Here is a 26,083-nt window from a genome sequence, read left to right as displayed (position 1 = left end):
TCCGGCGTGTGGTGGTCCCCCCTCCCACCGCGCGGGGGAACGAGCGGGAGGGGGTAAAGCCGCCGCCGCGGGGGACGGCGGCGACTTGTCTCAGGGCCTCCGTGGGGGAGGCGGCGGATCTTCCGCCTGCGGCGGCCCCCACCCTGCCCTCCCCCGCAAGCGGGAGAGGGTTCTGCCGCGCACGTGCGGAGAGGTCACCCTCTCTTCCGGTGCGCCGGCCTCACTTGAACTCGGCGGTCTCCACCACGAAGCCGCGATCCGGCAGCATGTAGACGCCCGACAGGGCCTTGGACTGCGCGGTGATGAGCTGCGAGGCGCCGAGGAAGATCCACGGGGCGTCCTCCCAGATGCGCTTCTGGGCGTCGGCATAGAAGGCGCCGCGCTTGGCCGGGTCCGCCGTCATCAGCGCGCCCTCGAAGTCGGCGTCCACCTGGTCGTTCTTGTAATAGGCCACGTTGAACAGAGCCGGCGGGAAGCCCTTGCCCCACAGCAGCGGGCGCAGCGCCCAGTCGGCGTCACCCGTGGAGGACGACCAGCCGGTGAGCTGCATCTGCACGGTGGCGTCCTCCGGCTTCTGCACCGACCAGATGCGCTGGGCGGCGACGCCGGCCTCCAGCGGGGTCACGGTCAGCTTCACGCCCACCTGCGCCAGCTGCTGCTGGAGGAACTGCATGGCGCGGATCTGATTGGTGTTGTTGAGCGCGAAGATCTCGGTCTCGAAGCCGTTGGGATAGCCGGCCTCGGCCAGGAGCGCCTTGGCCTTGGCCACGTCGAACGTGTAGGGCTTCTGCGGTTCGAAGAAGCCGAGCAGCTCAGGCATGGGCGATTGCAGCGGCGTGCAATAGCCGTTCTCCACCACCTTGCAATAGGCCGCCTTGTCCACGGCGTAGTTCAGCGCCTGGCGCACGCGCGGGTCGGTGAAGGGCTTCTTCGTGGTGTTCATCGCCGCATACCAGCCGACGATGGAGGGGCGCTTGACCACCTCGATATTGGGCAGCTTCTCGGCTACCGGCACCAGCTCCGGCGGGAACAGCGTCACATACTGCACCTCGCCGGCCTGGAGCATGGCGAAGCGGCTGCCGTTCTCCGGCACCGAGCGCATCACCACGCCGTCCACCTTGGGCCAGCCGGGCTTCCAGTAATGCTCGTTCTTCTCCACCTCGAAGGTGTCCGCCGCCCAGCGCTTGAACTTGAAGGCGCCGGTGCCCACCGGGTTGCGGGCGATGTCCTTGCCGTACTTCTCCAGCGCGGCGGGGGACATGATCACCACGGCGGGATGGGCCAGCGTGTTGATGAGGGCGCCGAACGGCGTCTTCAGCACGATCTTCACCGTCGAGTCGTCCACCACGTCCACGCGGTCGAGCATGGAGATGAGCGAGCGGCGGGAGAGCTTGTTGTCCGGGTTGGCGAGGCGCTCCAGGCTGACCTTCACCGCATTGGCGTTGAAGTCGGTGCCGTCATGGAACTTCACCCCCTTGCGCAGGTGGATGACGAACTCGGTCGCCTCGGGATTGGCCTCGTAGCTCTCGGCCAGCACGGGGACCAGCTTCATGTCGCGGTCGAAGCCGAACAGCCCCTGGTAGACCGTGCGCATGGCGGTCTGCGACAGGGTGTCGTTGACATTGGTGGGGTCGAGCCCGGTGAGGTTGTCGGGCACGCCGACCACCAGGGTCTTGGCGATGGCGAGCCCGGGCGCGAAGGCCAGGGCCGACAGGGCGCCGGCGGCGAGCAGGGTTTTCAAACGCATCCGGATGGTCCTCTCTGGAAGGTTATGGGGACGCTCAACGAAAATCGCCGATGGGGTGGCGGGCGACGAAATGGCCGGGGCCGATCTCCACCAGCGGGCGCACCTCCGGCGGATCGCCGGGGGCGCGGATGGCGCTGGGGATCTCGCCCTCCAGCAGCGGCCGGTCGCGGTCGCGGCGGGCGGGATCGGCGACCGGCACCGCCGCCATGAGGCGGCGGGTATAGGGATGGGCGGGATGGTCGAACACCGCCTGGCGCGGGCCGATCTCGACGATCTGGCCCAGGTACATCACCGCCACGCGGTGGCTGACGCGCTCCACCACCGCCATGTCGTGGCTGATGAAGATATAGGACAGGCCGCGCGTCTCCTGGAGCTCCATCAGCAGGTTGACGATCTGCGCCTGGATCGAGACGTCGAGCGCGGCCACCGCCTCGTCGGCGATCAGCACCTGCGGCTCGGAGGCGAGCGCGCGGGCGATGCAGATGCGCTGGCGCTGGCCGCCGCTGAATTCGTGCGGATAGCGCCGGGCATGGTCCGGCGACAGGCCGACGTCGCGCAGCAATTCCGCCACCCGCTCCTCCACCGCGCGGCCGGAGGCGAGGTTATGGGTGGTCAGCGGCTCGGCGATGGAGAAGCCGACCGTGAGGCGCGGGTCCAGCGAGGCGAACGGGTCCTGGAACACGTACTGGATCTTCTGCCGCATGCGGCGGCGCTCCTGCGCCCCCATGGCCAGCAGGTCGCGGCCGTGGAACAGGATCTGCCCGGCATTGGCCGCCTGGAGCTGCATGATGGTGCGCCCGGTGGTGGACTTGCCGCAGCCGCTCTCGCCCACCAGCGCCAGGGTCTCGCCCGCCTTGACCGCGAAGCTCACCTGCTCCACCGCATGGACCCGGCCGGACAGGCGGCCGAAGATGCCGCGCCGGACGTCGAAGCGGGTGACGAGGTCCTTCACCTCCAGCACCGGGGCCTCCCCGGTCACCGTGTCCTGCGGCGGGGCCTCCGTATAGCTGCCGCCGCCGCTGTCATTGACCACCACCAGCGGGAAGCGGCGCGGCAGCGGCTCGCCGGCCAGAGCCCCGAGGCGCGGCACGGCGGCGAGCAGGGCGCGGGTGTAGGGATGCTGCGGCCGGGCGAAGATCTCCTGCGCCGTGCCCTCCTCCACCTTGCGGCCGTGCCGCATCACCAGCACCCGGTCCGCCACCTCCGCCACCACCCCCATGTCGTGGGTGATGAACAGCACCGCCATGCCCATCTCGTCCTGGAGCATGCGGATGAGGCGCAGGATCTGCGCCTGGATGGTGACGTCGAGCGCCGTGGTCGGCTCGTCCGCCACCAGGAGCTTGGGCCGGCAGGCCAGCGCCATGGCGATCATCACCCTCTGGCGCATGCCGCCGGAGAGCTGGTGCGGGTGGCGGTCGATGAGGCCTTTGGCGCCGGGGATGCGCACCTTCTCCAGCATGGCGAGCGCCTCGGCCCGCGCCTCCGCCCGGCTGGCGCCCTGGTGCAGGCGCACCGCCTCGCCGATCTGGTCGCCGATGGTGAAGACCGGGTTGAGCGAGGTCATCGGCTCCTGGAAGATCATGGCGATCTCGTTGCCGCGCACCTTGTCCATCGCCTCGGGGTCGGCCTTTGCGAGGTCGCGGACGACGCCGTCGCGGCCGCGGAAGGCCACGCTGCCGCCGGCGATGCGCCCGCCGCCGAACTCGACCAGACGCATCAGGGCGAGCGAAGTGACCGACTTGCCGGAGCCGCTCTCGCCGACCACCGCCAGGGTCTCGCCGGGATCGATGTGGAAGGACAGGTTTTCGACGGCGCGTAACACGGTGTCCTGAGTGGGGAATTCCACGTCCAAACCGTCCACGCGGACCAAGGGTCCCTGCGGAACGGCGGCCGGAGCGGGGGCGGCGGTCATGGGGTGGCCCTCTCGGCGGGAGCGTCCTCGGCGACGGCATGGAGGTGGGGGGCGATGCGCCGGGTCAGCTCGGCCGCATCCCCCGCGCTCTGCCGCCGGGCGGTCAGGACGGCGGTGAGCGCCTCGAACAGGCCGACGGCGGCGGTGGGGGACGCGTGCAGCAGCGGGTGTTCCGCCGGCCCCAGCAGCAGCAGGTCCGCATGCAGCGCGAGCGGCGAGGACAGGGCATCGGTGATGCCGATCACCGTCGCCCCCTGCGCCCGCACCGCCCGGGCATGGTCGATGGTAGCCTGGGAATAGCGCGGCAATGTCAAGGCGATAGCGAGATCGCCCGGGCCGACGTTGAAGGCGCGGCGGATCATCCGCTCCTGCCCGCCCTGCCCGTCCAGGATCAACTGGGCGCGGCAGAAGGGCAGGATCATGTCCGCCAGCAGCCCCACCAGCGGGGCGCTGAGCCCGAGCCCGAGGAACACCACCCGGTCCGCCGCCGTGATGGCCTCCGCCGCGCGGCGGAAGACGGCGGCATCCACCACCGACCGCGCCGCCCGCAGGTTGGCCAGCGCCGCATCGAGCGAGCCGGATACCACGTCGCCCTCCTGCGCCGCGGCGGCGGCCTGCGCCTCCAGCTTCTCCACCGGGGAGAGCGGCCGGAAGCTCGCCACCCCGAGGGCGCGGAACTGGGCAAACCCTTCCAGGCCAAGGCCCCGCACGAAGCGGTTGATGGTGGCGACCGAGACCTCGGCGGCCCCCGCCAGGTCCTCGATGCCCATGGTGGCGGCCTGCAGCGGGTGCCGGGTGACGAAATCCGCCACCCGGCCGTGCAGCGGCGTCATGCCGGCACGGCGGGATCGGATCAGCTCCATGAGCGAGGCTGCGGACACGGGGACTTCCGTCTGCATGAGCGGCAGCCGGACGGGCCGCCGCAGTGGATGAAAAAATATGTTTCAATTCCAGAGCATCATGCAACGTTATTTTTCACGCATTCTGCCGAAGGATGAGGCAACCGCGATTGTCCCCACTGCCGCAGGCCCCGGCAAGCGCCTGGAAATGGCGGGCCTCCGGCCGTTCGCGGGCGGTGCCCGCCGGCTACGCGGCCGGGCGCCGCAGGCCGTGGCCCGACGGGTGGATGCGCTGAATGAATTAATTCTATTAAATTTATTGAATTTAATTTGACGCTGGTGTTCCCTGCTCCGGAACGCTTGTGGAGAGACGCAATGACCGCCTTCGCCCTGTCCCGCCGCGCGCTGATCGCCGGCGGCTTCGCCCTGGCCCTGGGGACCCTGCCCGTCCGCGCCGACCCGCCCAAGGAGATCCGTATCGACTGGGCCACCTACAATCCGGTGTCGCTGGTGCTGAAGGAGAAGAAGTTCCTGGAGGAGGAGTTCGCCAAGGACGGCATCGCCATCCGCTGGGTGCAGTCGGCGGGCTCGAACAAGGCGCTGGAATTCCTCAACGCCGGCTCGCTGGACTTCGGTTCCACCGCCGGCGCCGCCGCGCTGATCGGCAGGATCAACGGCAACCCCATCAAGTCCATCTATGTCTATTCGCGCCCGGAATGGACCGCCCTCGTGACCCGCCCGGACAGCGGCATCAGGAGCGTTGCTGACCTCAAGGGCAAGACGGTCGCCGTCACCCGTGGCACCGACCCGCACATCTTCCTGGTCCGCGCCCTGGCCGCGCAGGGCCTCACCGAGAAGGACGTGAAGCTGGTCCTGCTCCAGCACGCCGACGGCCGCCTGGCGCTCCAGCGCAAGGACGTGGACGCCTGGGCGGGCCTCGACCCCATCATGGCCTCCGCCGAGGTGGAGGACGGCGCCGTCCTGTTCTTCCGCAAGCCGGAAGACAACACCTGGGGCGTCCTCAACGTGCGCGAGGACTTCGCCAGGGAAAACCCGGCCATCGTGAAGCGCGTGCTGGCCGCCTATGAGCGCGGGCGCACATGGGCGGTGGACCATCCGAAGGAGCTGGCGAGCTTCCTGGTCGCCGCCACCAAGCTGCCCGAGCCGGTGATCGCCCGCCAGCTGGAGCGCACCGACCTCAGCTACGGCCCCATCGGCGGCGGGCAGAAGGAGACCATCCTGGCCGCCGGCCTCGCCTTGCAGAAGGCCGGGGTCGTCGCCGCCGACGTGAACGTGCCGGCGCAGGTGGATGGCTTGATCGACACGCAGTATCTGCTCGCGGCGCGGTGAGAGCGTGAGCGTCTCCGACACCCGGCCCTACGCCGCGCCGGCCGCTGCCCCGCTTCCCTTGGGCCGGGGCGGCTGGCGGCGTTGGCGCATCGTCCTCGGCTTCGCTGTGCCGGTGGGCCTGGCGGTGCTGTGGGAGATCGCGGTCCGCGCCGGCCTGGTGCAGGGCCGGCTGATGCCGCCGCCCAGCCGCATCGCCGGGACGCTCACCGCCCTCGCCCGCTCCGGCGAGCTGTGGCCGCATGTGGCGGCCACCCTCCAGCGCATCGCCGCCGGCTTCGCCCTCGGGGTTGCCGCCGGCACCGTCCTCGGCGCGCTGACCGGCGCCTCGGCCCTTGCGCGGGCGCTGCTCGATCCGCTGTTGCAGGCCTTACGGGCCATTCCATCCATCGCCTGGGTGCCGCTGTTCATCCTCTGGCTCGGCATTTTCGAAGCCTCCAAGGTGACGCTGATCGCGGTCGGCGTGTTCTTTCCGGTTTATCTCGGCACGCTGGGCGCCGTCATGGCGGTAGACCGCAAGATCATCGAGGTGGGGCAGGTCTTCCTGTTCTCGAACCTCACCATGGTTCGCCGCATCCTGCTGCCGGCGATCCTGCCGCACTACGTCACCGCGCTGCGCGCCGGGCTCGGGCTCGGCTGGATGTTCGTGGTGGCGGCGGAGTTCATGGGCGCGTCGGAAGGGCTCGGCTACCTGCTGCTGGACGGCCAGCAACTGGGCAAGCCGGACCAGATCGTCGCCGCCATCCTCGTCTTCGCCGTGCTGGGCAAGGCGACGGACAGCCTGCTCCTCCTCTTCACCCGCCCGCTCCTGAAGGGCTACGACCTCGACCGCGCGTGAGCCCGCCGCGCGCCGCCTCTTCTGCCAAGATGATCGACAAGGACGTCCTCGTGAACCAGATCGCATCCCCGCCGCGCCCGGCCTTCTCCGGCCCGCTCACGCACCGCTCGCCGGAGCTGAAAGAGCTGTTCGCCTTCATCGCCGCCGGAGCGGCCGAGCGCGACCGCGAGCGCATCCACCCCTATGACGTATTCGAGCTGGTGCGCAGCGCCCGCCTCGGCGCCCTGCGGCTGCGGCGGGAGGATGGCGGCGCCGGCAGCACGCTGCGGGAATTGTTCGAGGTGGTGATCGCGCTCGCCGCCGCCGATCCCAACATCGCCCATTCCCTGCGCAACCATTACGCCTTCGTGGAACGCTTCCCGCTGTCGCGCCAGGTGGCGCACGGCAGGAAGTGGGCGGACATCATCGCCTCCGGCGCCATCGTCGGCCTCGCCAGCACCGAATTGACCAGCGCCCGCGTCGGCGCCAGCCCGTTTGCCACCAAGCTGGTGCCGGATCGCGACGGCTTCCGCCTCACCGGCACCAAATATTACAGCACCGGCACCCTCTATGCGGACTATGTGCAGGTGCGCGCGGCCGGCCCCGACGACGCCGTCGTCACCGCCATCATCCCCACCACCCGCGAGGGCGTGGAGCGCATCGACGACTGGGACGGCGCCGGCCAGCGGCTGACCGGCTCCGGCACCACCTATTTCCACGACGTGCGGGTGGAGGCGGACGAGATCGAGCCGGACAGCCCCTCCACCGGCTATGGCGTGCCCCACAGCAACAGCGTCGCCCAATTGCTGGTGACGGCCACCGTGGCGGGCATCCTGCGCAACGTGCTGACCGACGCGGTGGCCCTGCTCGGCAGCCGCAAGGACCGGCATTTCTACTTCGCCCAGACCGAGCGGGTGGCGGACGATCCGCTGCTGCAGGAGATCATCGGCCACATCTCCGCCAGCGCCTATACGGCGGAGGTGCTGATCCTGGCGGCCGCGGATGCGCACGACGCGGTGTTCCAGGCGCGCGAACGGGGCGAGCCGGACGCCGAGCTGGCCCATGCGGCCTCGGTGGCCGCTTCCAAGGCGAAGCTGATCGTGGACGACCTCACCATCCGCGGCGCCAGCCAGCTGTTCGACGTGGCGGGCGCCTCCGCCACCCGGCGCGCCAAGAATCTGGACCGCCACTGGCGCAACGCCCGCACCCTCGCCTCGCACAACCCCGTGTCGCTGAAGGCGCGGGCGCTGGGCGAGTATGAACTGCATGGGACGCAGTTGCCCTCCAAGGGCTTCTTCTGAGGCGAAGCGCCTGCGTTCACAGGGAAAAACCCGGGCCGGAGATGATCCGGCCCGGGTTTTTCATGCCGGCGTGGCGCCCGGCCGGCTATTCCGCCGCGCGGATGTCGCCGGCGCCGGACGGATGCACGCGGTGCGCTGGGCGGGCGAGGCCGAGGTTTTCGCGCAGCGTGCGGCCCTCGTATTCGGTGCGGAACAGGCCGCGCCGTCGCAGCTCGGGAATGACCAGATCGACGAAGTCCGTCAGGCCCTGCGGCAGGTGTGGCGGCATCACGTTGAAGCCGTCCGCCCCGTAGCCCTCGAACCGCTCCTGCAACTGGTCGGCGATCTCCTGCGCCGTGCCCACCACGGTCCAGTGGCCGCGCGCGCCGGCGATGCGCAGATAGAGCTGGCGGATGGTCAGGTTCTCCCGCCGGGCCAGTTGCAGCAGCAGTTCCTGCCGGCTCTTGCCGCCATTGGTCTCCGGCACGTCCGGCACCGGGCCGTCGATGTCATAACCGGACAGGTCCGCGCCGATCGTCTTGGACAGCAGCGAGACACCGACGACGGGATGGATAAGGTCCTGGATCTCCTGGTACTTCTCCTCCGCCTCCGCATGGGTGCGGCCCACCACCGGGAAGATGCCCGGCATGATCTTCAGGTCGTCCGGCGAGCGGCCGTGCGCGGCGAGGCGCCCCTTTACGTCGGCATAGAAGGCCTGGGCGTCGGCCAGGGTCTGCTGGGCGGTGAAGATCACCTCCGCGGAGCGCGCGGCCAGCGCCTTGCCGGCCTCCGACGAGCCCGCCTGCACCACCACCGGGTGGCCCTGCGGCGGGCGCGGCACGTTCAGCGGCCCGCGCACCTGGAAATGGGCGCCGCGATGCTCCAGATAATGCAGCTTGGCAGGGTCGAAATAGACCCCACTCGCCTTGTCGCGCACGAAGGCGTCGTCCTCCCATGTGTCCCACAGGCCGGTGGCGACGTCGTAGAATTCCTCCGCCCGCTGGTAGCGCTGGGCATGGGCGAGATGGGCCTCGCGGCCGAAATTATAGGCTTCCCGCTCATCCGCCGAGGTGACGAGGTTCCAGCCGGCCCGCCCGCCGCTGATGTGGTCGAGCGAGGCGTATTTGCGGGCGATGTGGAACGGCTCGTTATAGGTGGTGGAGGCGGTGGCCACGAGGCCGATGCGGCTGGTCAGCGCCGCGACGGCGGAGAGCAAGGTGATGGGCTCGAACTGCCCGACATAGCGCGTGGCGGTGCGGCTCAGCGCCTCGATGTCGTCGCCGCGCACGCTGACCCCGTCGGCCAGGAAGACGAGGTCGAACTTCGCCGCCTCCGCCGCCTGGGCGAGCGCCGCATAGTGGGCGAAGTTGACCCCCGCGTCGGCCTGCGCCTGCGGATGGCGCCAGGCCGCCACATGGTGGCCCGCGGGATAGAGGAAGGCGCCGAGCTTGAGCTGGCCGTTGCGCTTGGACATGGGGTTTCTCCGGACAGGATCAGTTGCGCGCCACCGGCGGCACGTCCGGCCGGGGGTCGCTGGTGAAGCCGTTGCGATTGGGCATGGCGACCCTGGGCAGGCTCTGCGCATCCAGCGTCGCGTCCTCCGGCACCAAACCGTTGAGGAACAGGACGTAGGCTGAAACCGCATAGACCTGGTCGGCGCTCAGCGACTGCGGCGCGGTGAAGGGCATGGCGCGGTTCACATAGTCGAACAGCGTGGTGGCGTAGGGCCAGAAGCTGCCCACCGTCTTCACCGGCTTGGCGGTGGCCAGCGTGCCCTTGCCGCCGGCGAGCACGTCGGCCTGCCCGCCCTGCCCCTTGTCGCCATGGCAGGCGGCGCAGGTGGCGGCGAATAGCTCCTTGCCCTCCGCCACGCTGCCGCGTCCCGGCGGCAGACCGGCGCCGTCGGCACGCACGTCGATGTCATAGGCGGCGATGTCCGCCTGTGTCGCCACGTGGCCGATGCCGAGCACGCCCGTCGTCCCGGCGGCGGCCGGCGCGACGAGCCCGAGGACGGCCAGGAGGCCGAGGAGGATGCGAAGCTCAGGCCGCATTGGAGACCTCGCCGGTCGGCTCCACCTTCCAGGTCTGGATGCCGTTGAAATGGTACTGGGAATTGACCCCGCGCACGTCCACGAGCTGCTGGCGCACCGGCTGCACATAGCCGGTCTCGTCCACCGCCCGGCTTTGCAGCAGCGCCGGTCCCCCCTCCCAGGTCCAGGGCAGGCGGAACCGGGTGAGGCAGCGGGACAGCACCGGCGCCTGAAGCTCGGCTCGCCGCCAGGTGGCCCCGCCGTCCGTGCTCACGTCCACGGCGGTGATCCTGCCGCGCCCGGACCAGGCGAGGCCGCGGATCTCGTAGAAGCCCTTGTCCCGCAGTTGGTGCCCGCCGGAGGGCGAGGTGATGACGGATTTCGCCTCCATCACGAAGGTGAACTGCCGCGCCGTGCCGTCCGGCATCAGGTCGGTGTATTTGGACGTCTCTTCGCGGGTCTGGAACGGCTGGTCGCCCACCTTCAGCCGGCGCAGCCACTTGATGCTCATGTTGCCCTCGATGCCGGGCAGCACCAGGCGCAGCGGATAGCCCTGCTCGGGGCGCAGGTGCTCGCCATTCTGCGCATAGGCGATGAGCGCGTCGTCCAGCGCCACGTCGAGCGGGATGGACCGGCTCATGGCCGCACCGTCCGCGCCCTCGGCCAGGATCCAGCGGCCCTGCGGCCTCAGCCCCACTTCGTCGAGCAGTGTGGACAGCCGGACGCCGGTCCATTCGCTGCACGAGATGAGGCCGTGGGTCTCCTGCACCGTCCATTTGGCGCTGCCGCCGGTCCATTGCGGCGTGTTGCCGGAGCATTCCAGGAACCACAGGCGCGAAACCGAGGGAAAGCGGGCGATGTCGTTCATGGTCAGCACCAGCGGCCGGTCCACGAGGCCGTGGATCACCAGGCGGTGCTGCTCCGGATCGATGGCCGGCACGCCCGCATGGTGGCGCTCGTAATGCAAACCGGAGGGCGTGATGATGCCGTGCAGATCCTGGAGCGGCGTGCCGGTAGAGGCGGCGGTCGGGAAGGCCGGCTTGGTGCGCGGGCGGCGCCCCACCGCCTTCTCGAACGGCGAGGGCACGCCATAGGGCGGGCTCGCCACGCCCTCGCCCTGCTCGCGGGTCCAGGCAGGGACCTGCAAGGCCCCCTGCAAGGGTCCTTGCCCCTGCGCGGCAGCGCCGGAGGCGGTGCCGGCCACGAGCCCGGCGGCGGCGCCACCGAGGAACTGGCGGCGGCCCAGACGGCCGCCGGAGGACGCAAACGACATGGAACGCCTTTCAGGCCCGCCAGCGCAGCAGGCGCGTCTCGATGAGGGTGGCGATGTGGTTGAGCAGGAAGCCGACGCCGCCGAGGATCACGACGCCCAGCATCACGAGGTCCATCTGGAAGCGCTCGCGGCCGGCGATGATGAGCCCGCCGATGCCGGGGCCCACGGTCATGAAATATTCCGCCGCCACCGTCGCCAGCCACGCATAGATCAGGCCGAGGTGGATGCCGGTGAGGATGGAGGGCAGCGCCGCCGGCAGATAGATGCGGCGGACCTGCTGCCATCTGGAGAAGCGCAGCAGATGGGCGACCTCCACCAGTTGGGCGGGCGCGCTGCTCACCCCCTCCATGGTGTTGAGGGCCACCGGCACGAAGGCGGCCACCGCCACGAACACCACCTTGGCGGTCTCCGCGAAGCCGAACCACACCGAGATGATGGGGATCCAGGCCAGCACCGCGATCTGCTTGGCCGCATGGAAGCTCGGCCCGGCGATGCGGTTGGCGACGGGTGACAGGCCCAGCAGCAGGCCGAAGGCGACGCCGATCACCGAGCCGATGGCAAAGCCGGTGAGGTTGCGGGCAAGGCTCGCGCCCAGATGCAGGAACAGGTCGCCGGTCCACACCTCGTGCCACGCGGTGCGGGCAATGGCTTCCAGCGGCGGCAGGAAGCGCGGGTCGACCAGCCGCAGATGGCTGGAAAGCTCCCAGGCCGCCAGCAGCAGGACCGGCAGGACGAGCCCCCGCAGGAGCCGCCGCGAGGGGCGGACTCCCGAGGCGGGACGATCGGTGAGGGGCAGGCTCATGGCGCGTCCCTCAGGCGTCGATGCGCCAGCTTTGCAGCCGGGCTTCGCCGAGGGCGAGGATCTTGTCCATGGCGAAGCCGACGACGCCGATGATGACCATGGCGACGATCATTGTATCCAGCCAGAACATCTGCCGGCCCCACACCAGCAGGTAGCCCAGGCCCTCGGCGGAGGCGAGCAGCTCCACCGCCACCAGCGCCGTCCAGGCCTTGGTGAGGCTGTAGCGGATGCCGGTGAAGATGGGCGGCACGGCCGCCGGCAGGATCAGCCGGCGCAGCTTCTGCCAACGGCTGAAGCCGAACACCTCCGCCACCTCCATGTAGGAGGCCGGCACGCCGCGGATGCCGGCGGAGGTGTTGAGCACCATGGGCACCAGCGCCGCCTTGGCGATGATGACGATCTTCAGCGCCTCGCCGATGCCCAGAAACAGCATCAGCAGCGGGATCCAGCCCAGCGTGGGCACCTGGGCGATGGCGGTGAACAGCGGCCGCACATAGTCGTCTATGGCCTCGGACAGGCCCATGGCGATGCCGAGGAGCAGGCCGAGGCTCGCCCCCAGCGCGAAGCCGCCGGCCACGCGCACGGCGCTGATGCCGGCATGCTGGAGCAGCTCGCCGCTCGCCAGCATGTCGCGGAAGTTCTCGAACACATAGGCCGGCGGCGGCAGGATCTGCTGCGGCACCATCTGGTAGGCCGAGCCGAGGCTCCAGAGCAGCAGGATCAGCGCCGGCAGGGCGAGCGCGATGGCGAAGTCGCGCAAGCCTGCGGCGGCCGGCGCCAGGAGGCGGAACGGCAGAGCGCGGGCGGGTGCCGGGCGGGGAAGGTCGATGGCGGTCATGGCGGCTCCTCGGGGGCGGGCCGTGGGGGATGCGGGGATCAGGAGCCGAGCGGCTTGCCGTCAGGTCCGAAGCGGGTCCAATACCCCTCCAGGCCCAGGGTCTTGACCGCCGCGTCGGTGTAGCGGGTGTCGAACCAGCCGGAGACGTCCACGTCCCGCCGCACCAGGGCGAAGGCCTTGGCCTGCCGCGCCTGGACGCGATACTGCTCGACCAGAAAGGGATCGATGACCGGCGAATTGCGGTAGCGCGGCTCGGTGCCGGCGAAATCATAGCGGAACACGCTTTCCGGCGTGCCGGAGCGCGCCCAGATGGCCACCGCGGCGTCGAAATTCTTCTCGTCCGACGCCCAGCGGGCGGCGCGGACGAATTCGGTGATGATCTTCTGCACCACCTGCGGATGGGCGGTCTCGAACGCCTCCGTCACCAGCACGGTGGAATGGCGCTCGAAGGCCGGATTGTCACCCTTGGTGGAATAGACGATCTTCGCCCGGCCGGCCTGGGCCAGCGAGATCAGCGGCCAGTTGCCGAAGGCCCCGTCCACGTCCTTGCTCGCCAAGGCGGAATTGGTGGTGGCGGCGTCCATGTTGAGCACCTGAAGGTCGCGCTCGGTCAGGTCGTTGGCGGCCAGCACCTTCACCACCGCCAGGTGATTGTTGGTGCCGCGGAAGATGGAGACCTTCCGGCCCTTCAGCTCTTTCACCGAGGAAAGGGTCGAGCCCTCGGGCACCGCCAGATAGGTCGGCGCATGGGCGCCCGCGGCCATCAATATCTTGGTCTTGAGCCCGTTGGCCCGGCCGATCACCGAGGGCAGGTCGCCCTGGATGGCGAAATCGAGCTGGCCGTTGGCGATGGCCTCGTTCACCGCCGGCCCGGCGCCCTTGAAGAAATACCATTCGAAACGGACGTCCGGGTCGTCCTTGAAGGCTTTCTCCAGATAGCCCTCCGCATGGGCGATGGCGACCGAGCTGCCGCCGGCGAACTGCCGGTTGTCGACGCCGACCGAGGCGAAGCCGATGCGCACGACGAGAGGATCAGCAGCGGCAGCCTGCCCCGGCGCCGCACCGGCGCAGGCCAGAGCGGCGAGCGCCGCCAGCACGCGCCAGGACGGGAAACGGAAACGGACGGCCATGGCTGAACCTCCAGAATGCAGGCAATGAAATCAGGAGCCGAGCGGCTTGCCGTCCGCGCCGTAGCGGACCCATCGGCCCTCCAGGCCGAGGTCCTTCAGCGCGGCGTCGAGATATTTCGGCTCGAACCAGCCGGAGATGTCGACGTCCCGTCGCACGAGGCCGAGTTGCTTCACCTGCGCGGCCTTGTAGCGATAGTTCTCCACGAACAGCGCATCGATCAGCGGCGAGAGGCGATAGGCCAGCGTCTGGCCCTCGTAATCGGCGCGGAACACGCCGATGGGCGTCCCGCTCTTGGCCCACAGGTCGAACAATGCCTCGCGATTGACCTCGTCGGAGGCCCAGGCCGCCGCCTTCACGCTGGCCTTCACCACCCGGCCGGTCAGGTCCGGATAGGCCGCCTCGAAGGCCTCGCGCACCAGAAGGTGGCTGCTGGTCACCGTGCTCGGGTCGCCCTTGGTGGTGAGGACCACCTTGGCGATCTTCTTCTCCACCAGGGTCAGGAAGATCGCCTTGCCGAAGGCCGCGTCCACATCGCCGGTGGCGATGGCGGCGAGGGCCGTGGCATCGTCCATGTTGAAGAACTGGACGTCGCCGCGCGGGATGCCCGCCTCCGCCAGCACGCGCTCCGTGGTGAGGTGCGTGCTGGTACCGCGGAACTGGGCGACGCGCCTGCCCTTCACGTCCCGGAGCGTCGCGATGGGCGAGGCCACCGGCGCCACCAGATAGAGATTGTCGCGGGCGTTCGCGGCCATCAGGATCTTGGTCTTGAGCCCGCCGCCGCGCGCGGTGAGCGAGGGCAGGTCGCCCATGAAGGCGAAATCGAGCTGTCCGCTGGCCAACGCCTCGTTCACCGCCGGGCCAGCGCCCTTGAAGTAGAACCACTCCACCGTCACCTCGGGCGTGCCGGCGAATTCCTGCTCCAGATAGCGCTCGGCCCCCACCACGCCCGCAAGGCCGGGCACGAAGCGGCTGCCGCCCGGCCCGACGCCGGCATAGCCGACGCGGATCACCAGCGGCTCAGCGGCGGCGTGGACCGCCGGGAGAGCCATCGCGAGCGCGGCCACCGACAGGGCCGCGCGCAGCAAGCGGGACGCGAAGCGCATCATTCCGCCGCCACCACATGGGGCGCCGCGCGGGGCGCACGATGCTCGGGGAACGGCAAACCGAGGTTCTCGCGCAGGGTGGTGCCTTCATATTCGGTGCGGAACAGGCCGCGACGGCGCAGTTCCGGCACCACCAGCTCGATGAAGTCCTCCAGCCCGCCGGGCAGATGCGGGGCCATGATGTTGAAGCCGTCCGCCGCGCTCTTGGTGAAGCGCTCCTCCAGTTGGTCGGCGATCTGCTGCGGGGTGCCCACCACCTGCCAGTGGCCGCGCGCGCCGGCGATCTCCAGATAGAGCTGGCGGATGGTGAGGCCGTCGCGCCGGGCGGCGTCGATCAGCAGCTTCTGCCGGCTCTTGGGGCCGTTGGTCTCCGGCAATTCCGGCAGCGGGCCATCCACCGGATAGCCGGACAGGTCGGCCCCGCCGATCACCTGCGAGAGCAGCTGGAGGCCCACCACCGGCTCGATGCCGGCCTGCAATTCCTCGAACTTCTCCCGTGCCTCGCTCTCCGAGCGGGCGACCACCGGGAACACGCCGGGCATGATCTTCACATGGTCCGGGTCGCGCCCGTGGTTCGAAGCGCGGGTCTTGATGTCGGCATAGAAGCCCTGCGCCTCCTCAAGCGTCCGCTGGGCGGCGAAGATCGCCTCGGCGGTCGCTCCGGCGAGGTCCCGCCCATCCTCCGAGGCGCCGGCCTGCACCACCACCGGATGGCCCTGCGGCGAGCGCGCCACGTTGAGCGGCCCCTTCACCTTGAAGTGCTTGCCGCGATGGTCGAGCAGATGGAACTTCTCGGGGTCGAAATAGGCCCCCGTCGCCTTGTCGCGGAGGAAGGCGTCATCCTCCCATGTGTTCCACAAGCCCTTGACCACGGCCGCGAATTCCCGCGCCCGGTCGTAGCGGTCGGCATGGGCCACATGCTTGTCGAGGTTGAAGTTGTGGGCCTCGGATTCGCTCGACGAGGTGACGAGGTTCCACCCCGCCCGGCCGCCGCTGATGAGGTCGAGCGAGGCGAATTTGCGGGCGATGTGATAGGGCTCGTTGAAGGTGGTGCTGGCGGTGCCGATGAGGCCGATGTTCTGCGTCACCACGGACAGCGCCGACAGAAGCGTCAGCGGCTCGAACGAGACCGCGCGCGAGGTGTGGCTGAGCGAATCGAGGTGGTCGTTGCGCACGCCGACGCTGTCGGCGAGGAACACCGCGTCGAACTTCGCCGCCTCGGCGAGGCGGGCGAGGCGCAGGTAATGGTCGATGCGCACATTGGCGTTGGCCGGCGCGCGCACATGCCGCCACGCGGCGATGTGGTGACCGTCGGTCATCAGGAAGGCGCCCAGCTTGATCTGGCGTTTCGCGGTCATCGTCTTGTCTCCCAAGCGGAATTTCAGTGTGGGACAGCGCTGCGGGGGGCCTCGTCCTTGATGGCGTCCAGCGCCTCCAGGACGGCATTGCGCAGGCGGATGAGGTCCTCGTCCTTGCGGTCGCGCGGGCGGGGGGCGTCGATCGGGAAGATCTCGGCGATGCGGCCGGGGCGCGGGGCCATCACCACCACCTGGTCACCCAGCAGCACCGCCTCGTCCACGTCGTGGGTCACCAGCACGGCGGTGATGCCCTCGTGCGCCCAGATGCGCTGGAGCTCGCCCTGCAGATGGGCGCGGGTCATGGCGTCGAGGGCGCCGAAGGGCTCGTCCAGCAGCAGGATGCCCGGACGGTTGACCAAAGCGCGGGCGATGGCGGCGCGCTGCGCCATGCCGCCGGAGAGCTGGCGCGGATAGGCCTGCGCGAAGCCGGTGAGGCCGACCAGCGCCAGGTGCTCGGCCACCAGGCGCCGGCGCGTCTCCCCGCTCACCTTGGCATTCTCCAGCCCCAGCGCCACGTTCTGCGCGACGGTGAGCCAGGGAAACAGGCGCGGCTCCTGGAACACGAGGCCGCGTTCCAGGCTGGGGCCGGCGATCACCTGCCCGCCGTGGCGGATCTCGCCGCGATGGTTGCGCTCCAGCCCGGCAATCATCCGCAGCAGGGTGGATTTTCCGCAGCCGCTGGCGCCGACGATGGTGATGAACGCGCCGGCGGAGATGTCGAGATCGACCCGCTCCAGCGCCACCAGGGGCCGCCCATCCACCTGAAACGTTTTCGAGACGCCGCGAATATCGATCTGACCACTGGCCATCGCTGGATCCTGAATGTGCCGCGCCACCGGCGTGGCGCCGGGACGCAGGTTTCGCTGCACCGACGCCCCGGCGCTCGGCGCTGCGGCGTCCCGGCAGCAGGCTGCGGTGGGATCAGGCTATGACATTTTATAAGTAAGTCAATTTAAACAGTATATTTTTAATTATCGTTGTTTACCAGAGACTTGATGCAGCCAGACCCGGCCAAACCGCCCAACTAAGTCGCCGATTCAGTTTAATTCTATCGTTTTTGTGGATATTATGCCGGAATGGCGGAACCATCCGCATCCAACGGCAAGGGGCCAAGACACATGCGTGTTTTCAAAGCGGTTCGGAACGCGGCGCTGGCGGTGGCCGGCCTTCTGACCATCATCGCGTCCGAGGGCGCCGTGGCGCAGCCGGCCGACACGCCGCTCAAGGTAGGCGTCTCCGCCGGACCCTATGGCGACATCCTGCGCGAGGCGGCGAAAGTCGCGGCCAAGGGTGAATTGAAGGCCGAGATCATCGAGTTCACCGACTGGAACCAGCCGAACGCCGCGCTCCAGGCCGGCGACATCGATCTCAACAACTTCCAGCACCGCTTCTATCTGGCCAACCAGATCAAGGCGCGGAACTACCAGATCGTGGCGCTGGACGAATCGATCCTGGTGCCCGCCGGCATCTATTCCAAGACCTACGCCAAGGCGGCGGACATTCCGGACGGCGCTAAGATCGCCATTCCCAACGACCCCACCAATGCCGCCCGCGCGCTCTATCTGTTCCAGAAGGCCGGGCTCATCACGCTGAAGGCCGGCGCCGGCCTCGACGCCTCGGTGCTCGACGTGGCGAGCAACCCCAGGAAGCTCCAGATCGTCGAGATCGACGCCGCCCAGTTGCCGCGTTCGCTGGATGACGTGGCCGCCGCCTTCGTGTCCAGCAACTATGCCTATCTGGCCGGCCTCGACCTGCGCAAGGCGCTGGTGGCCGAGACCGCCGATGCCGAGATGAAGCCCTATTTCACCCTGGTGTTCGCCGCGCGGGCGGACCGCAAGGACGATCCGCGCATCAAGGCCTTCATCGCCGCCTACCGCTCGCAGCAGGTCAAGGACTTCATCCTGGCGAAGTTCAACGGCACCATCCTGCCGACCTGTTGAGCGCCTCCCTTTTATCGAACCCGCACAGGGAGTTGCCCCATGACCAGCCTTTCCCTCGTGACCGCCGGCGCGCCGGCGGTGGACTGGGACGCCGCCGCCGGCCAGGTGGCCGAGGCCCTGCGCGCGGACGCCGCCGCCCGTGACCATGCGGGCCTTGCCCCGCGCCGGGAGCTGGAGCTGCTGCGCGCCTCCGGCCTGCTCGCCCTGCTCAATCCCCCCGCCCATGGCGGGGGCGGCGGCAGCTTCGGCGATGCCTTCCGGGCGGTGCGCCGCATCGCCCGGGTGGATACCTCCGTCGCCCAGTTGCTGAGCTACCATTATCTCCACCTGATCAATGCCTTGTGGCGCGCGGGCGCGGGCCAAGGCGAGCAGCTGTCACGCGCCTCGGTGTCCGGGCGCTGGTTCTGGGGCGGGGCCTCGAACCCGCGCGACCCGGAATCGCAGCTCACGGCGGACGGCCCGGACTTCCGCCTCAACGGCCGCAAGACGTTTGCCTCCAACGCTTCGCTCGCCGACCGCATCACCCTGCGGGCGCAGATCGGCGGCGGCTTCGCCGTGCTGACCGTGCCCGGCGACCGGGCCGGCGTGACCCATGGCAACGACTGGGACGCCTTCGGCCAGCGCCTGACCGAGAGCGGCACCATAGCCTTCGACAATGTCCGGATCGGGCGCGGCGAGATCCTGGGCGAGGCGGAGCCGGGCAGCGCGGCGCCGCTGTCGCCCCGCGTCTCGCTGGTGGTGCCGCTGCACCAGTTGCTGATCGTGAACTTCTATGTGGGCACCGCCGAAGGCGCCCTGGCGGAGGCCAATGCCTATCTCCGCAGCACCGCCCGGCCGTGGCAGGCCTCGGGCGTTTCGGAGGCGCGCCAGGACCCCTATGTCCTTGAGCATTATGGCGAACTGGACGTCCAGGCGCGCGCGGCGGCGGCCCTGGCGGACGTGGCGGGGGCGGCGCTGGAGGGGGCCATCGCCCGCGGCCACGACCTCACCGTGCCGGAGCGCCATGCGGCGGCGGCGGCCATCTATGCGGCCAAGGTGCAGTCCAGCCGCGCGGCGCTGGACATCACCTCGCGCATCTTCGAGCTGATGGGCGCGCGGGCGACCGCAACCTCTTATGGTTTCGACCGTTTCTGGCGCAACATCCGCACCCACACGCTGCACGACCCGGTGTTCTACAAGGCCCGGGAGGTGGGCAATTATGCCCTCAACGGCACCATCACGGCGACCCCGCTCTATAGCTGAGCCGCGCCGGGCGCCCCCGGCCGGGAGGCGCCCGGCCGGGGCTCATCTCAGCCGGAAGCCCAGTGTTTCCACCGCTTCCCGCAACAGGTGGCGGCCCTTGAGGATGGCCACCGTGCGCCAGCGCTCCAGCACCTGCGCGCTCCAGGGGGTGGCGTCCAGCTTCTGCTCGCGGCGGAAGGCGAGGCTGTGGGCGTCGTGCCGGGCGATCGCCGCCGCCTGGCCCCCGGCGGCATAGACCTCCTGGTGCAGCGCCGCCTCCTGCGGCAGGCGGGGCTTCACGTCGGTGGGCACGGCGGGGTCGGGATGGCCGACCAGAAGGCCGAAGACGGCGAAGGCGCGGGGCGGCAAACCCAGCGTCTGCGCCACGTCCAGCGGGTGGTTGCGCAGCGCGCCGATATAGACGGTGCCGAGGCCGAGCGATTCCGCCGCCACCAGGGCATTCTGCGCCGCCAGCGCCGCATCCAGCGCGGCGATGAGGAAACCTTCCGTGAAATCAAGCCCTTCCAGCGTGACGCCCTGGGCCGCGCCGAGGCCGGCGATGCGCGACAGGTCGGCGATCCAGACCAGCAGCAGGGGGGCCTGGAGGATGTGCTTCTGGTCGCCGGCCAGATGGGCGAGGCGGGCCTTGCGGGCTTCATCGCGCACCGCCACCACGCTCCAGGCCTGGATGTTGGACGAGGTGGGCGCGGATTGCGCCGCCGCCACAAGCACTTGCAGCGTCGCATCGGGAATCGGCGTGGGCAGGTAGGCGCGCACGGAGCGGTGGTCGAGGAGCTTGGCGATGGTGGCGTTCCACGGCCGATCCGCCGCCGGCAGGGCCTCGCGATAGCGCCGCTCCAGCGCCGCCTCCGCGGCGGGGACCGGGCGGGTCGGCGTCTCGGCGTTCAAGCTGTCACTCATGTGGGGCTGCTCCAGAAAACCAGGTCCATGCCCAGAGAGGCACGCAAAAACAGAAGCTTAGCATGTGCGTCCCGGCGGCCGCGAGCGGCGCCCGGCGGGCATCGGCACGGTGCCGTCCACTACATGGTATTAATTCGATTTTCTAAATCAACGAGAGATGCCGGACCCCGGCCGCCGCGAAACCCCGCCCGAGGGATGCGCATCGGCGCCCCCCGCGCCGTCCGCGCCGGGCGGATGCGACACACATGACGTCATCGACACGGACTTCCCCGCGATTCACGCTATAAGACACCGTGTCATGCGACACCGCGCCGGTCCCGGATGGCGGCGCATGCGACACGCCGTCATGCGACACGACGCGCCGGGCGCATTTTCCGCCGCGCACCCCCTGCCCCATCCTCCCGTCCGGCCGCAAAGCTGCTAGAGCTTCTGACGGTCGCCTTCCCCGGGCGGCCGCCGGACGTCTTCCGCCCGCAGCCCGGTCCCCCCGTTCCGCCGATCGGCCACCCGGTCGCGGCCCGGCTCCGGGGCGCCCTGCCCGCGGCGCCCCGCCCACCCGGGCGGGCCCGGACGCCGGCCCCGGCGATCTTCATGGAGTTGCTCGTTCATGCTGGAGTATCGCACGCTCGGACGCACCGGCCTCAAGGTGTCGTCCATCGCGCTCGGCACCATGACCTTCGGTCAGCAGAATTCCGAAGCCGAAGGCCACGTCCAGCTCGACTACGCGCTGGACCACGGCATCAATTTCATCGACGCCGCCGAGATGTATCCCATCCCGCCCAAGGCGGAGACCCAGGGCGCCACCGAGCGCATCATTGGTCAATGGCTCAGAAGCCGGGGCAACCGCGACAAGGTGGTGCTCGCCACCAAGGTGCTGGGCCGCAGCGACACCGCTTATATCCGCGCCTCGGGCGGCGGCACCAAGCTCGACCGCGCCAATATCGTCGAGGCGCTGGACGGCTCGCTGAAGCGCCTCCAGACCGATCATATCGACCTCTACCAGCTGCACTGGCCGGACCGCCCGGTGCCGCTGTTCGGCCATGGCGACACCGCCCGGGCGCGCGGCGGCGGCGACGGCACCGAGGTGCCCATCGCCGAGACGCTGGGCGTGCTGGACGATCTGGTGAAGGCCGGCAAGATCCGCCACGTGGGCCTGTCCAACGAGACCGCCTGGGGCGCCCACCGCTTCCTGCTGGACGCCGAGCTCGGCCGGGGGCCGCGCATCGTCTCGATCCAGAACGCCTACAACCTGGTCAACCGCACCTATGAGACCGGCCTCGCCGAATTCGCCGGCCGCGAGCAGGTGGGGCTCCTGGCCTATTCCCCGCTCGCCCAGGGCTTCCTGACCGGCAAGTATCGCCACGGCGCCCGCCCCGCCGGGTCGCGGATGGCGCTGTTCAATCGCGGCGCGCGCTACGAGAAGCCCGGCACGGCCGAGGCGATCGAGGATTATGCCGCCATCGCCGCCGATTTCGGCCTCTCTTTGGTGCAGCTGGCGCAGGCCTGGGTGACCTCGCGGCCCTTCGTCACCGCCAACATCATCGGCGCCACCAGCCTCGCCCAATTGGAGGAGAATCTGGCGACGCTGGAGGTAGTGATCACGCCGGAGATCGAGGCGCGGGTGAACGCCGTCCACCAGCTGCGCGGCAGCCCGGCGCCCTGAGCGCGCACCGGGCGCGGCGAACCCGCGCCCCGGCCAAGGAGACTGCGGCGGCAACGCTCCGCCGCAGTCGCGATGCTCGTCAACCAACAGCCATCGGGCGGGTTGACGATGCGGCAAGAGGAGCATGAACTGCAGCGTCTGCGCCGATCAATCGGATGGGGAAATATGCTTCGGATAACCACGCTTACCACCTTGATCCTGCTGGTCGGGGCATCTGCGGCGGGCGCCGAGACGCGCAAAGTCGAGTTCAACACTCCGGGCTTCACACAAGCCGATTTTGACCAGGCGCTGGAGGCCTTTCGTGCCGTCTGCAAGCCTCTCGGCACGGCGGCGTGGTCGGACGTGGTCAGTATTGAAGCTGAATTCTCGAATGAATATGCCCCCCATCGCCTTGAGAAGGGCTGGACAAAGACCCTGTTCCTTCGCATCCGGCTTGCGGATCGGCCTGTGAAGCTTCCCGCTTCGGACGACAGAGTCGGTGTCATAGGTGGGCATGTTCTTCATTTCGCAATCGGCGGCGGAAAGGAGCCCGGGATATTTTCCACGAAGCGCGTTTCCCAGTTCGTTTGTGGCTTCCCCATTTCTGCCCAGGGTTCGGACGTCTTTACGCCAGCCCCGGCATTCGCATTCCTCTCAAAGCGGTAACTCGTGTCCGGCATTACCCCTGAAACCCGCATAGCGCGGTGCCGGTGGAGCGCACGCGCCGCTTCGGGCTGGCGGCCGACCCCGATGGTAATTCCCAGGCGCCGCTCAGCCCCCCTATAGGCGGATGAAGACGTACCGACATCTCGCGTGAGAGCGCCATGCTCGGCGGGTTCGTCACCGCGCCACTAGGCAGCCCGCTCTCTGCGGCACTTAATTATACTATTTTAATTGACTTACTAAGTTACGTCGGTTTGAGTTCGGGACGTGCCGCACTCCATCCTCCGGGAAGCCGCCCATGTCCTCTCGCCTCACGCCCGCCGCCGCCGATTTTCTCGCCGAGGAGACCCTGCGCCTCATCGGCCCTGATCCGGCCAACTGGGTGCCCGAGCGCGAGGGCGTGGACCACAATGTGGTGGTGGTGGGCGGCGGCCACACCGGCACCGCCCTCGCCTTCGCCCTGCGGCGCGCCGGCATCGGCCAGGTGTCGGTGATCGACCGCTCAGCGGACGAGGCCGGCTCCGGCATCTGGCGCACCATCGCCCGCATGACCCAGCTGCGCACGCCGAAGAACCTCGTCGGCCCCGAGCTTGGCCACGCGGGCCTCGGCTTCCAGGCGTGGTATGAGGCACGCCACGGGCGGGAGGCCTATGCGGCGCTGCCCGCCATTCCGCGCCTCGCCTGGGCGGACTACATCTCCTGGTATCGCCGCACGCTCGGCATCGCCATCCGCTACCGCACCGAGCTTGTCCGCATCGCGCCGGCCGGCGACCATTTCCGCCTGCATCTGACGGTCGACGGCGCGCCGCGCGTCGAGACCACCCGCAAGGTGATCCTGGCCAACGGCTTCGGCGGCTCCGGCGGGGCCTATGTGCCCGACATGCTGAAGGCCCTGCCCGCCACCCACCTCGCCCACACCACGGCAGCGATCGATTTTCCGGCGCTGAAGGGCCGCACGGTGGCGGTGATCGGCGCCGCCGCCTCCGCCTTCGATGCGGCGGCCACCGCCCTGGAGGCGGGCGCGCAGGCGGTGCACCTGTTCAGCCGCCGGCCGGAACTGTCCGCCACCGCCGTCAACAAGACCCGCGCCTATCCCGGCGCCTATGACAATTTCCACGATTTTCCCGATGCCCTGCGCTGGGCGCTCGCCGCCCGCTATCGCCGGCTCGGCACCACGGCGCCGCAGGACACGGTGGAGCGCGCCATCCGCCACCCGAACTTCCGCATCCACCTTAACGCCCGCTGGCCGGTGCCGGAGATCGCGGACGGCAAGGTGAGCGTGAAGCTGGGCGGCGAGACCCACGCCTTCGACTTCGTCATCGCCGGCACCGGCTATGTGGTCGATCTCGGCCAGCGCCCGGAGCTGGCGGATTTCGCCGACCGCATCGCCTTGTGGCAGGACCGCTACCAGCCGCCCCCGGATGCGCGCGACGCCGTGCTGGCGCGCCATCCCTATCTCGGCAGGGCGCTGGAATTCCAGGAGAAGACGCCGGGGCTGGCGCCCTATCTGTCCAATATCCATGCCTTCAATCCCGGCGCCTTCGTCACCTCCGGCCTGCCGGTGGGCGACGTGCCGAGCTTCCGCCGCGAGATCCCCGCCGTGGTGGCGGGCATCAGCCGCGACCTGTTCCTGGCCGACCTCGCGCTCCATGAGCAGAAGATCACCGCGCCCGTGGCGCCGGATTTCGGCCTGTCGCTCTATGGCGGCGCGGTCCACCGCGCCCCCGCCCTCGCCGCCGAATGAGAGCCGCCGCCATGCGCACCCTGTTTCCCGCCTTCGCCCGCCGCGCCGCCGCCCCGCTTGCCGCCGCGGCCCTGCTGCTGGCGGCGGCCCTGCTGCCGGCCGCCGCCGCGCCCGTCACCATCCGCATCGGCTATGCCGCCATCGGCGTGGACAACCGGCCGTTCGCCGAGGGCACCTCCGCCGCCACCGCCCGCGCCGGGCGCTATGTGGAGGACGCCTTCGCGGGCAATCCCGACATCAAGGTGGAATGGTATTTCTTCAAGGGCGCCGGCCCGGCGGTCAACGAGGCCATCGCCAACGGCCAGCTCGATTTCGCCTACCAGGGCGACCTGCCCTCCATCATCGGCCGGGCCAACGGCCTGAAGACGCGGCTGCTGCTGGCGAGCGGCGCCCATAAGCCGAGCTATATCGCCGCGCCGCTCAATTCCACCATCACCGGCGTGAAGGATTTGAAGGGCCGGAAGGTGGCGGTGCAGCTCGGCACCAACAACCATCTCGCCTTCGCCAAGATCCTGAAGGCCTACGGGCTCACCGAGCGCGACCTCCAGATCATCAACATGGACAGCGCCTCGGCCAATGCGGCGCTGGCCAGCGGCGACATCGACGCGGCGGTGGGCGACACCACGCTCATCACCTTGGCCGAGAAAGGGCTCGCCAAGGTGGTCTACACCACCAAGGGCGACGACCCGCGCCTCGGCCGCTATGCCCATGTGCTGGTGACGGAGGCCTTCGCCACCGCCCATCCCGACCTGACCCAGAGCGTGACCACCGCCTTCGTGCGCGCCGCCCACTGGTCCTCCGAGGAGGCCAACCGCGCGGCGCTGATCGAATTGTGGGGCAAGTCCGGCACCGCCACATCGGTGCTGGCGGAATTCTTCTCCGGCGAGACACTGAAATACCGCAACACGCCGCTGATCGACGCGCTGTTCCTCGACCAGTACCGGCAGGCGGCGGCGCAATCGAAGGCGTTCGGCCTGCTGCGGCGGGACGTGGACCTCACCGGCTGGGCCGACACGCGCTACCTGGACGCGGCGCTCAAGGAACTGAAGCTGGAGGGGTACTGGACGCCCTACGGCGCCGACGGCAAGCCGCTGGGAAGCTGAGGGGGAGCCGGCCGTGGTGCGTGGCGGGGCAGCGCTTTCGGCGCGCGTCTTCGGAGCGGCCAAGGACATGGACGACGGGCATTGGGTGACCACCGACGCCGCGCTCGTCCCCGGCCGCGTCACCCCCCTCCCTGCCCTCCCCCGCAAGGGGGGAGGGTTTTCCGCTTTTGGGGGAGGCGCATCGGCACCGGAGAGGGCTCTCATTTCTTGCGCGCGTGCTCACCAGCCCGCCGGCCATATCCCCTCCGCCGGACATATCCCCTCCCCCCTTGCGGGGGAGGGCTAGGGAGGGGGGTGAAGCCCTCTCCGCCCCGCGCGCCCCCTCCACTCCGCCCCCCGCCCTCCCACAGCCCCCTCCCCATCCCGCCGCCC

Annotated in this window: 23 protein-coding genes; 10 read left to right on the top strand and 13 right to left on the bottom strand. The window is 69.6% G+C overall.

Annotated elements, in window-relative coordinates; genetic code table 11:
- Positions 1-220: 220 nt before the first annotated feature.
- From YU1_RS0104350 to YU1_RS27945, 3 genes are read right to left on the bottom strand one after another with little or no spacing between them, the layout of a single operon-like run.
- Positions 221-1,747 (bottom strand): glutathione ABC transporter substrate-binding protein, encoded by a 1,527-nt coding sequence (locus tag YU1_RS0104350; RefSeq protein ID WP_029003016.1) that lies wholly within the window; start codon positions 1,745-1,747, stop codon positions 221-223.
- A 34-nt stretch (positions 1,748-1,781) separates the two neighbouring features.
- Positions 1,782-3,659 carry an ABC transporter ATP-binding protein gene (locus tag YU1_RS0104345; RefSeq protein WP_029003015.1) on the bottom strand — a complete coding sequence of 626 codons (1,878 nt, stop codon included), beginning with the start codon at positions 3,657-3,659 and terminating at the stop codon, positions 1,782-1,784.
- Positions 3,656-4,540 (bottom strand): MurR/RpiR family transcriptional regulator, encoded by an 885-nt coding sequence (locus YU1_RS27945; protein ID WP_198018826.1) that lies wholly within the window; start codon positions 4,538-4,540, stop codon positions 3,656-3,658. Before YU1_RS27945 ends, YU1_RS0104345 begins: the two co-directional genes overlap by 4 nt.
- A 58-nt stretch (positions 4,541-4,598) precedes the next feature.
- On the opposite strand from YU1_RS27945, the gene YU1_RS33365 reads away from it, so the two are divergent.
- The 4 genes from YU1_RS33365 to YU1_RS0104325 are packed head-to-tail and all read left to right on the top strand — an operon-like array spanning position 4,599 to position 7,963.
- Positions 4,599-4,832, top strand: coding sequence for a hypothetical protein (locus tag YU1_RS33365; RefSeq protein ID WP_156921959.1), 234 nt, complete (start codon positions 4,599-4,601; stop codon positions 4,830-4,832).
- A gap of 41 nt (positions 4,833-4,873) precedes the next feature.
- Positions 4,874-5,848: an aliphatic sulfonate ABC transporter substrate-binding protein gene (locus tag YU1_RS0104335; RefSeq protein ID WP_198018825.1), complete on the top strand. Its 975-nt coding sequence runs from the start codon at positions 4,874-4,876 to the stop codon at positions 5,846-5,848.
- Positions 5,849-5,906: 58 nt separating this feature from the next.
- Positions 5,907-6,683: an ABC transporter permease gene (locus tag YU1_RS0104330; protein WP_051356507.1), complete on the top strand. Its 777-nt coding sequence runs from the start codon at positions 5,907-5,909 to the stop codon at positions 6,681-6,683.
- Between the two features lie 50 nt (positions 6,684-6,733).
- Complete coding sequence (locus YU1_RS0104325; protein ID WP_029003012.1) at positions 6,734-7,963, top strand: acyl-CoA dehydrogenase family protein; 1,230 nt, start codon at positions 6,734-6,736, stop codon at positions 7,961-7,963.
- Between the two features lie 85 nt (positions 7,964-8,048).
- Here YU1_RS0104325 and YU1_RS0104320 read toward each other — a convergent pair whose 3' ends face one another.
- Genes YU1_RS0104320 through YU1_RS27935 form a run of 9 tightly spaced genes read right to left on the bottom strand, consistent with a single transcriptional unit; the run spans position 8,049 to position 17,286 of the window.
- On the bottom strand, positions 8,049-9,416 hold the full coding sequence (locus YU1_RS0104320) for an LLM class flavin-dependent oxidoreductase (protein WP_029003011.1): 1,368 nt from the start codon (positions 9,414-9,416) through the stop codon (positions 8,049-8,051).
- Between the two features lie 19 nt (positions 9,417-9,435).
- Positions 9,436-9,993 (bottom strand): c-type cytochrome, encoded by a 558-nt coding sequence (locus YU1_RS0104315; protein ID WP_029003010.1) that lies wholly within the window; start codon positions 9,991-9,993, stop codon positions 9,436-9,438.
- Positions 9,983-11,245, bottom strand: coding sequence for a sulfite dehydrogenase (gene soxC / locus YU1_RS0104310; RefSeq protein WP_029003009.1), 1,263 nt, complete (start codon positions 11,243-11,245; stop codon positions 9,983-9,985). Before soxC ends, YU1_RS0104315 begins: the two co-directional genes overlap by 11 nt.
- 10 nt (positions 11,246-11,255) lie before the next feature.
- The gene (locus YU1_RS0104305; protein ID WP_051356485.1) at positions 11,256-12,047 is read right to left on the bottom strand and encodes an ABC transporter permease; all 792 of its coding nucleotides are present in this window, start codon (positions 12,045-12,047) and stop codon (positions 11,256-11,258) included.
- 10 nt (positions 12,048-12,057) lie between these two features.
- Entirely contained in the window at positions 12,058-12,885 is an 828-nt protein-coding gene (locus YU1_RS27940) for an ABC transporter permease (RefSeq protein ID WP_084539656.1), read from the bottom strand.
- Between the two features lie 38 nt (positions 12,886-12,923).
- Positions 12,924-14,015 carry an ABC transporter substrate-binding protein gene (locus YU1_RS0104295; protein ID WP_051356484.1) on the bottom strand — a complete coding sequence of 364 codons (1,092 nt, stop codon included), beginning with the start codon at positions 14,013-14,015 and terminating at the stop codon, positions 12,924-12,926.
- Between the two features lie 30 nt (positions 14,016-14,045).
- Entirely contained in the window at positions 14,046-15,122 is a 1,077-nt protein-coding gene (locus YU1_RS0104290) for an ABC transporter substrate-binding protein (protein WP_029003006.1), read from the bottom strand.
- Positions 15,119-16,477 (bottom strand): LLM class flavin-dependent oxidoreductase, encoded by a 1,359-nt coding sequence (locus YU1_RS0104285; RefSeq protein WP_029003005.1) that lies wholly within the window; start codon positions 16,475-16,477, stop codon positions 15,119-15,121. Before YU1_RS0104285 ends, YU1_RS0104290 begins: the two co-directional genes overlap by 4 nt.
- A gap of 23 nt (positions 16,478-16,500) precedes the next feature.
- Entirely contained in the window at positions 16,501-17,286 is a 786-nt protein-coding gene (locus YU1_RS27935; protein ID WP_035713824.1) for an ABC transporter ATP-binding protein, read from the bottom strand.
- 309 nt (positions 17,287-17,595) lie between these two features.
- On the opposite strand from YU1_RS27935, the gene YU1_RS0104275 reads away from it, so the two are divergent.
- Together YU1_RS0104275 and YU1_RS0104270 are read left to right on the top strand one after the other, a co-directional pair.
- Positions 17,596-18,417 (top strand): MetQ/NlpA family ABC transporter substrate-binding protein, encoded by an 822-nt coding sequence (locus tag YU1_RS0104275; protein WP_029003004.1) that lies wholly within the window; start codon positions 17,596-17,598, stop codon positions 18,415-18,417.
- Between the two features lie 39 nt (positions 18,418-18,456).
- Entirely contained in the window at positions 18,457-19,659 is a 1,203-nt protein-coding gene (locus tag YU1_RS0104270) for an acyl-CoA dehydrogenase family protein (RefSeq protein ID WP_029003003.1), read from the top strand.
- A 42-nt stretch (positions 19,660-19,701) separates the two neighbouring features.
- Here YU1_RS0104270 and YU1_RS0104265 read toward each other — a convergent pair whose 3' ends face one another.
- Positions 19,702-20,559 carry a nitroreductase family protein gene (locus tag YU1_RS0104265; protein ID WP_051356483.1) on the bottom strand — a complete coding sequence of 286 codons (858 nt, stop codon included), beginning with the start codon at positions 20,557-20,559 and terminating at the stop codon, positions 19,702-19,704.
- Between the two features lie 610 nt (positions 20,560-21,169).
- On the opposite strand from YU1_RS0104265, the gene YU1_RS0104260 reads away from it, so the two are divergent.
- The 4 genes from YU1_RS0104260 to YU1_RS0104245 all read left to right on the top strand — a co-directional run bounded on the left by YU1_RS0104260 (position 21,170) and on the right by YU1_RS0104245 (position 25,711).
- Positions 21,170-22,222, top strand: coding sequence for an aldo/keto reductase (locus tag YU1_RS0104260; protein ID WP_029003001.1), 1,053 nt, complete (start codon positions 21,170-21,172; stop codon positions 22,220-22,222).
- 72 nt (positions 22,223-22,294) lie between these two features.
- Entirely contained in the window at positions 22,295-22,867 is a 573-nt protein-coding gene (locus tag YU1_RS0104255; protein ID WP_156921958.1) for a hypothetical protein, read from the top strand.
- A gap of 295 nt (positions 22,868-23,162) precedes the next feature.
- Positions 23,163-24,608: an NAD(P)-binding domain-containing protein gene (locus YU1_RS0104250; RefSeq protein ID WP_029002999.1), complete on the top strand. Its 1,446-nt coding sequence runs from the start codon at positions 23,163-23,165 to the stop codon at positions 24,606-24,608.
- A gap of 11 nt (positions 24,609-24,619) precedes the next feature.
- Complete coding sequence (locus YU1_RS0104245) at positions 24,620-25,711, top strand: ABC transporter substrate-binding protein (protein ID WP_029002998.1); 1,092 nt, start codon at positions 24,620-24,622, stop codon at positions 25,709-25,711.
- Positions 25,712-26,083 lie beyond the last annotated feature (372 nt).

This window comes from Azorhizobium doebereinerae UFLA1-100 (genome assembly GCF_000473085.1).
Lineage (GTDB): Bacteria > Pseudomonadota > Alphaproteobacteria > Rhizobiales > Xanthobacteraceae > Azorhizobium > Azorhizobium doebereinerae.
This window is presented reverse-complemented; position numbering and strand designations above follow the sequence as displayed.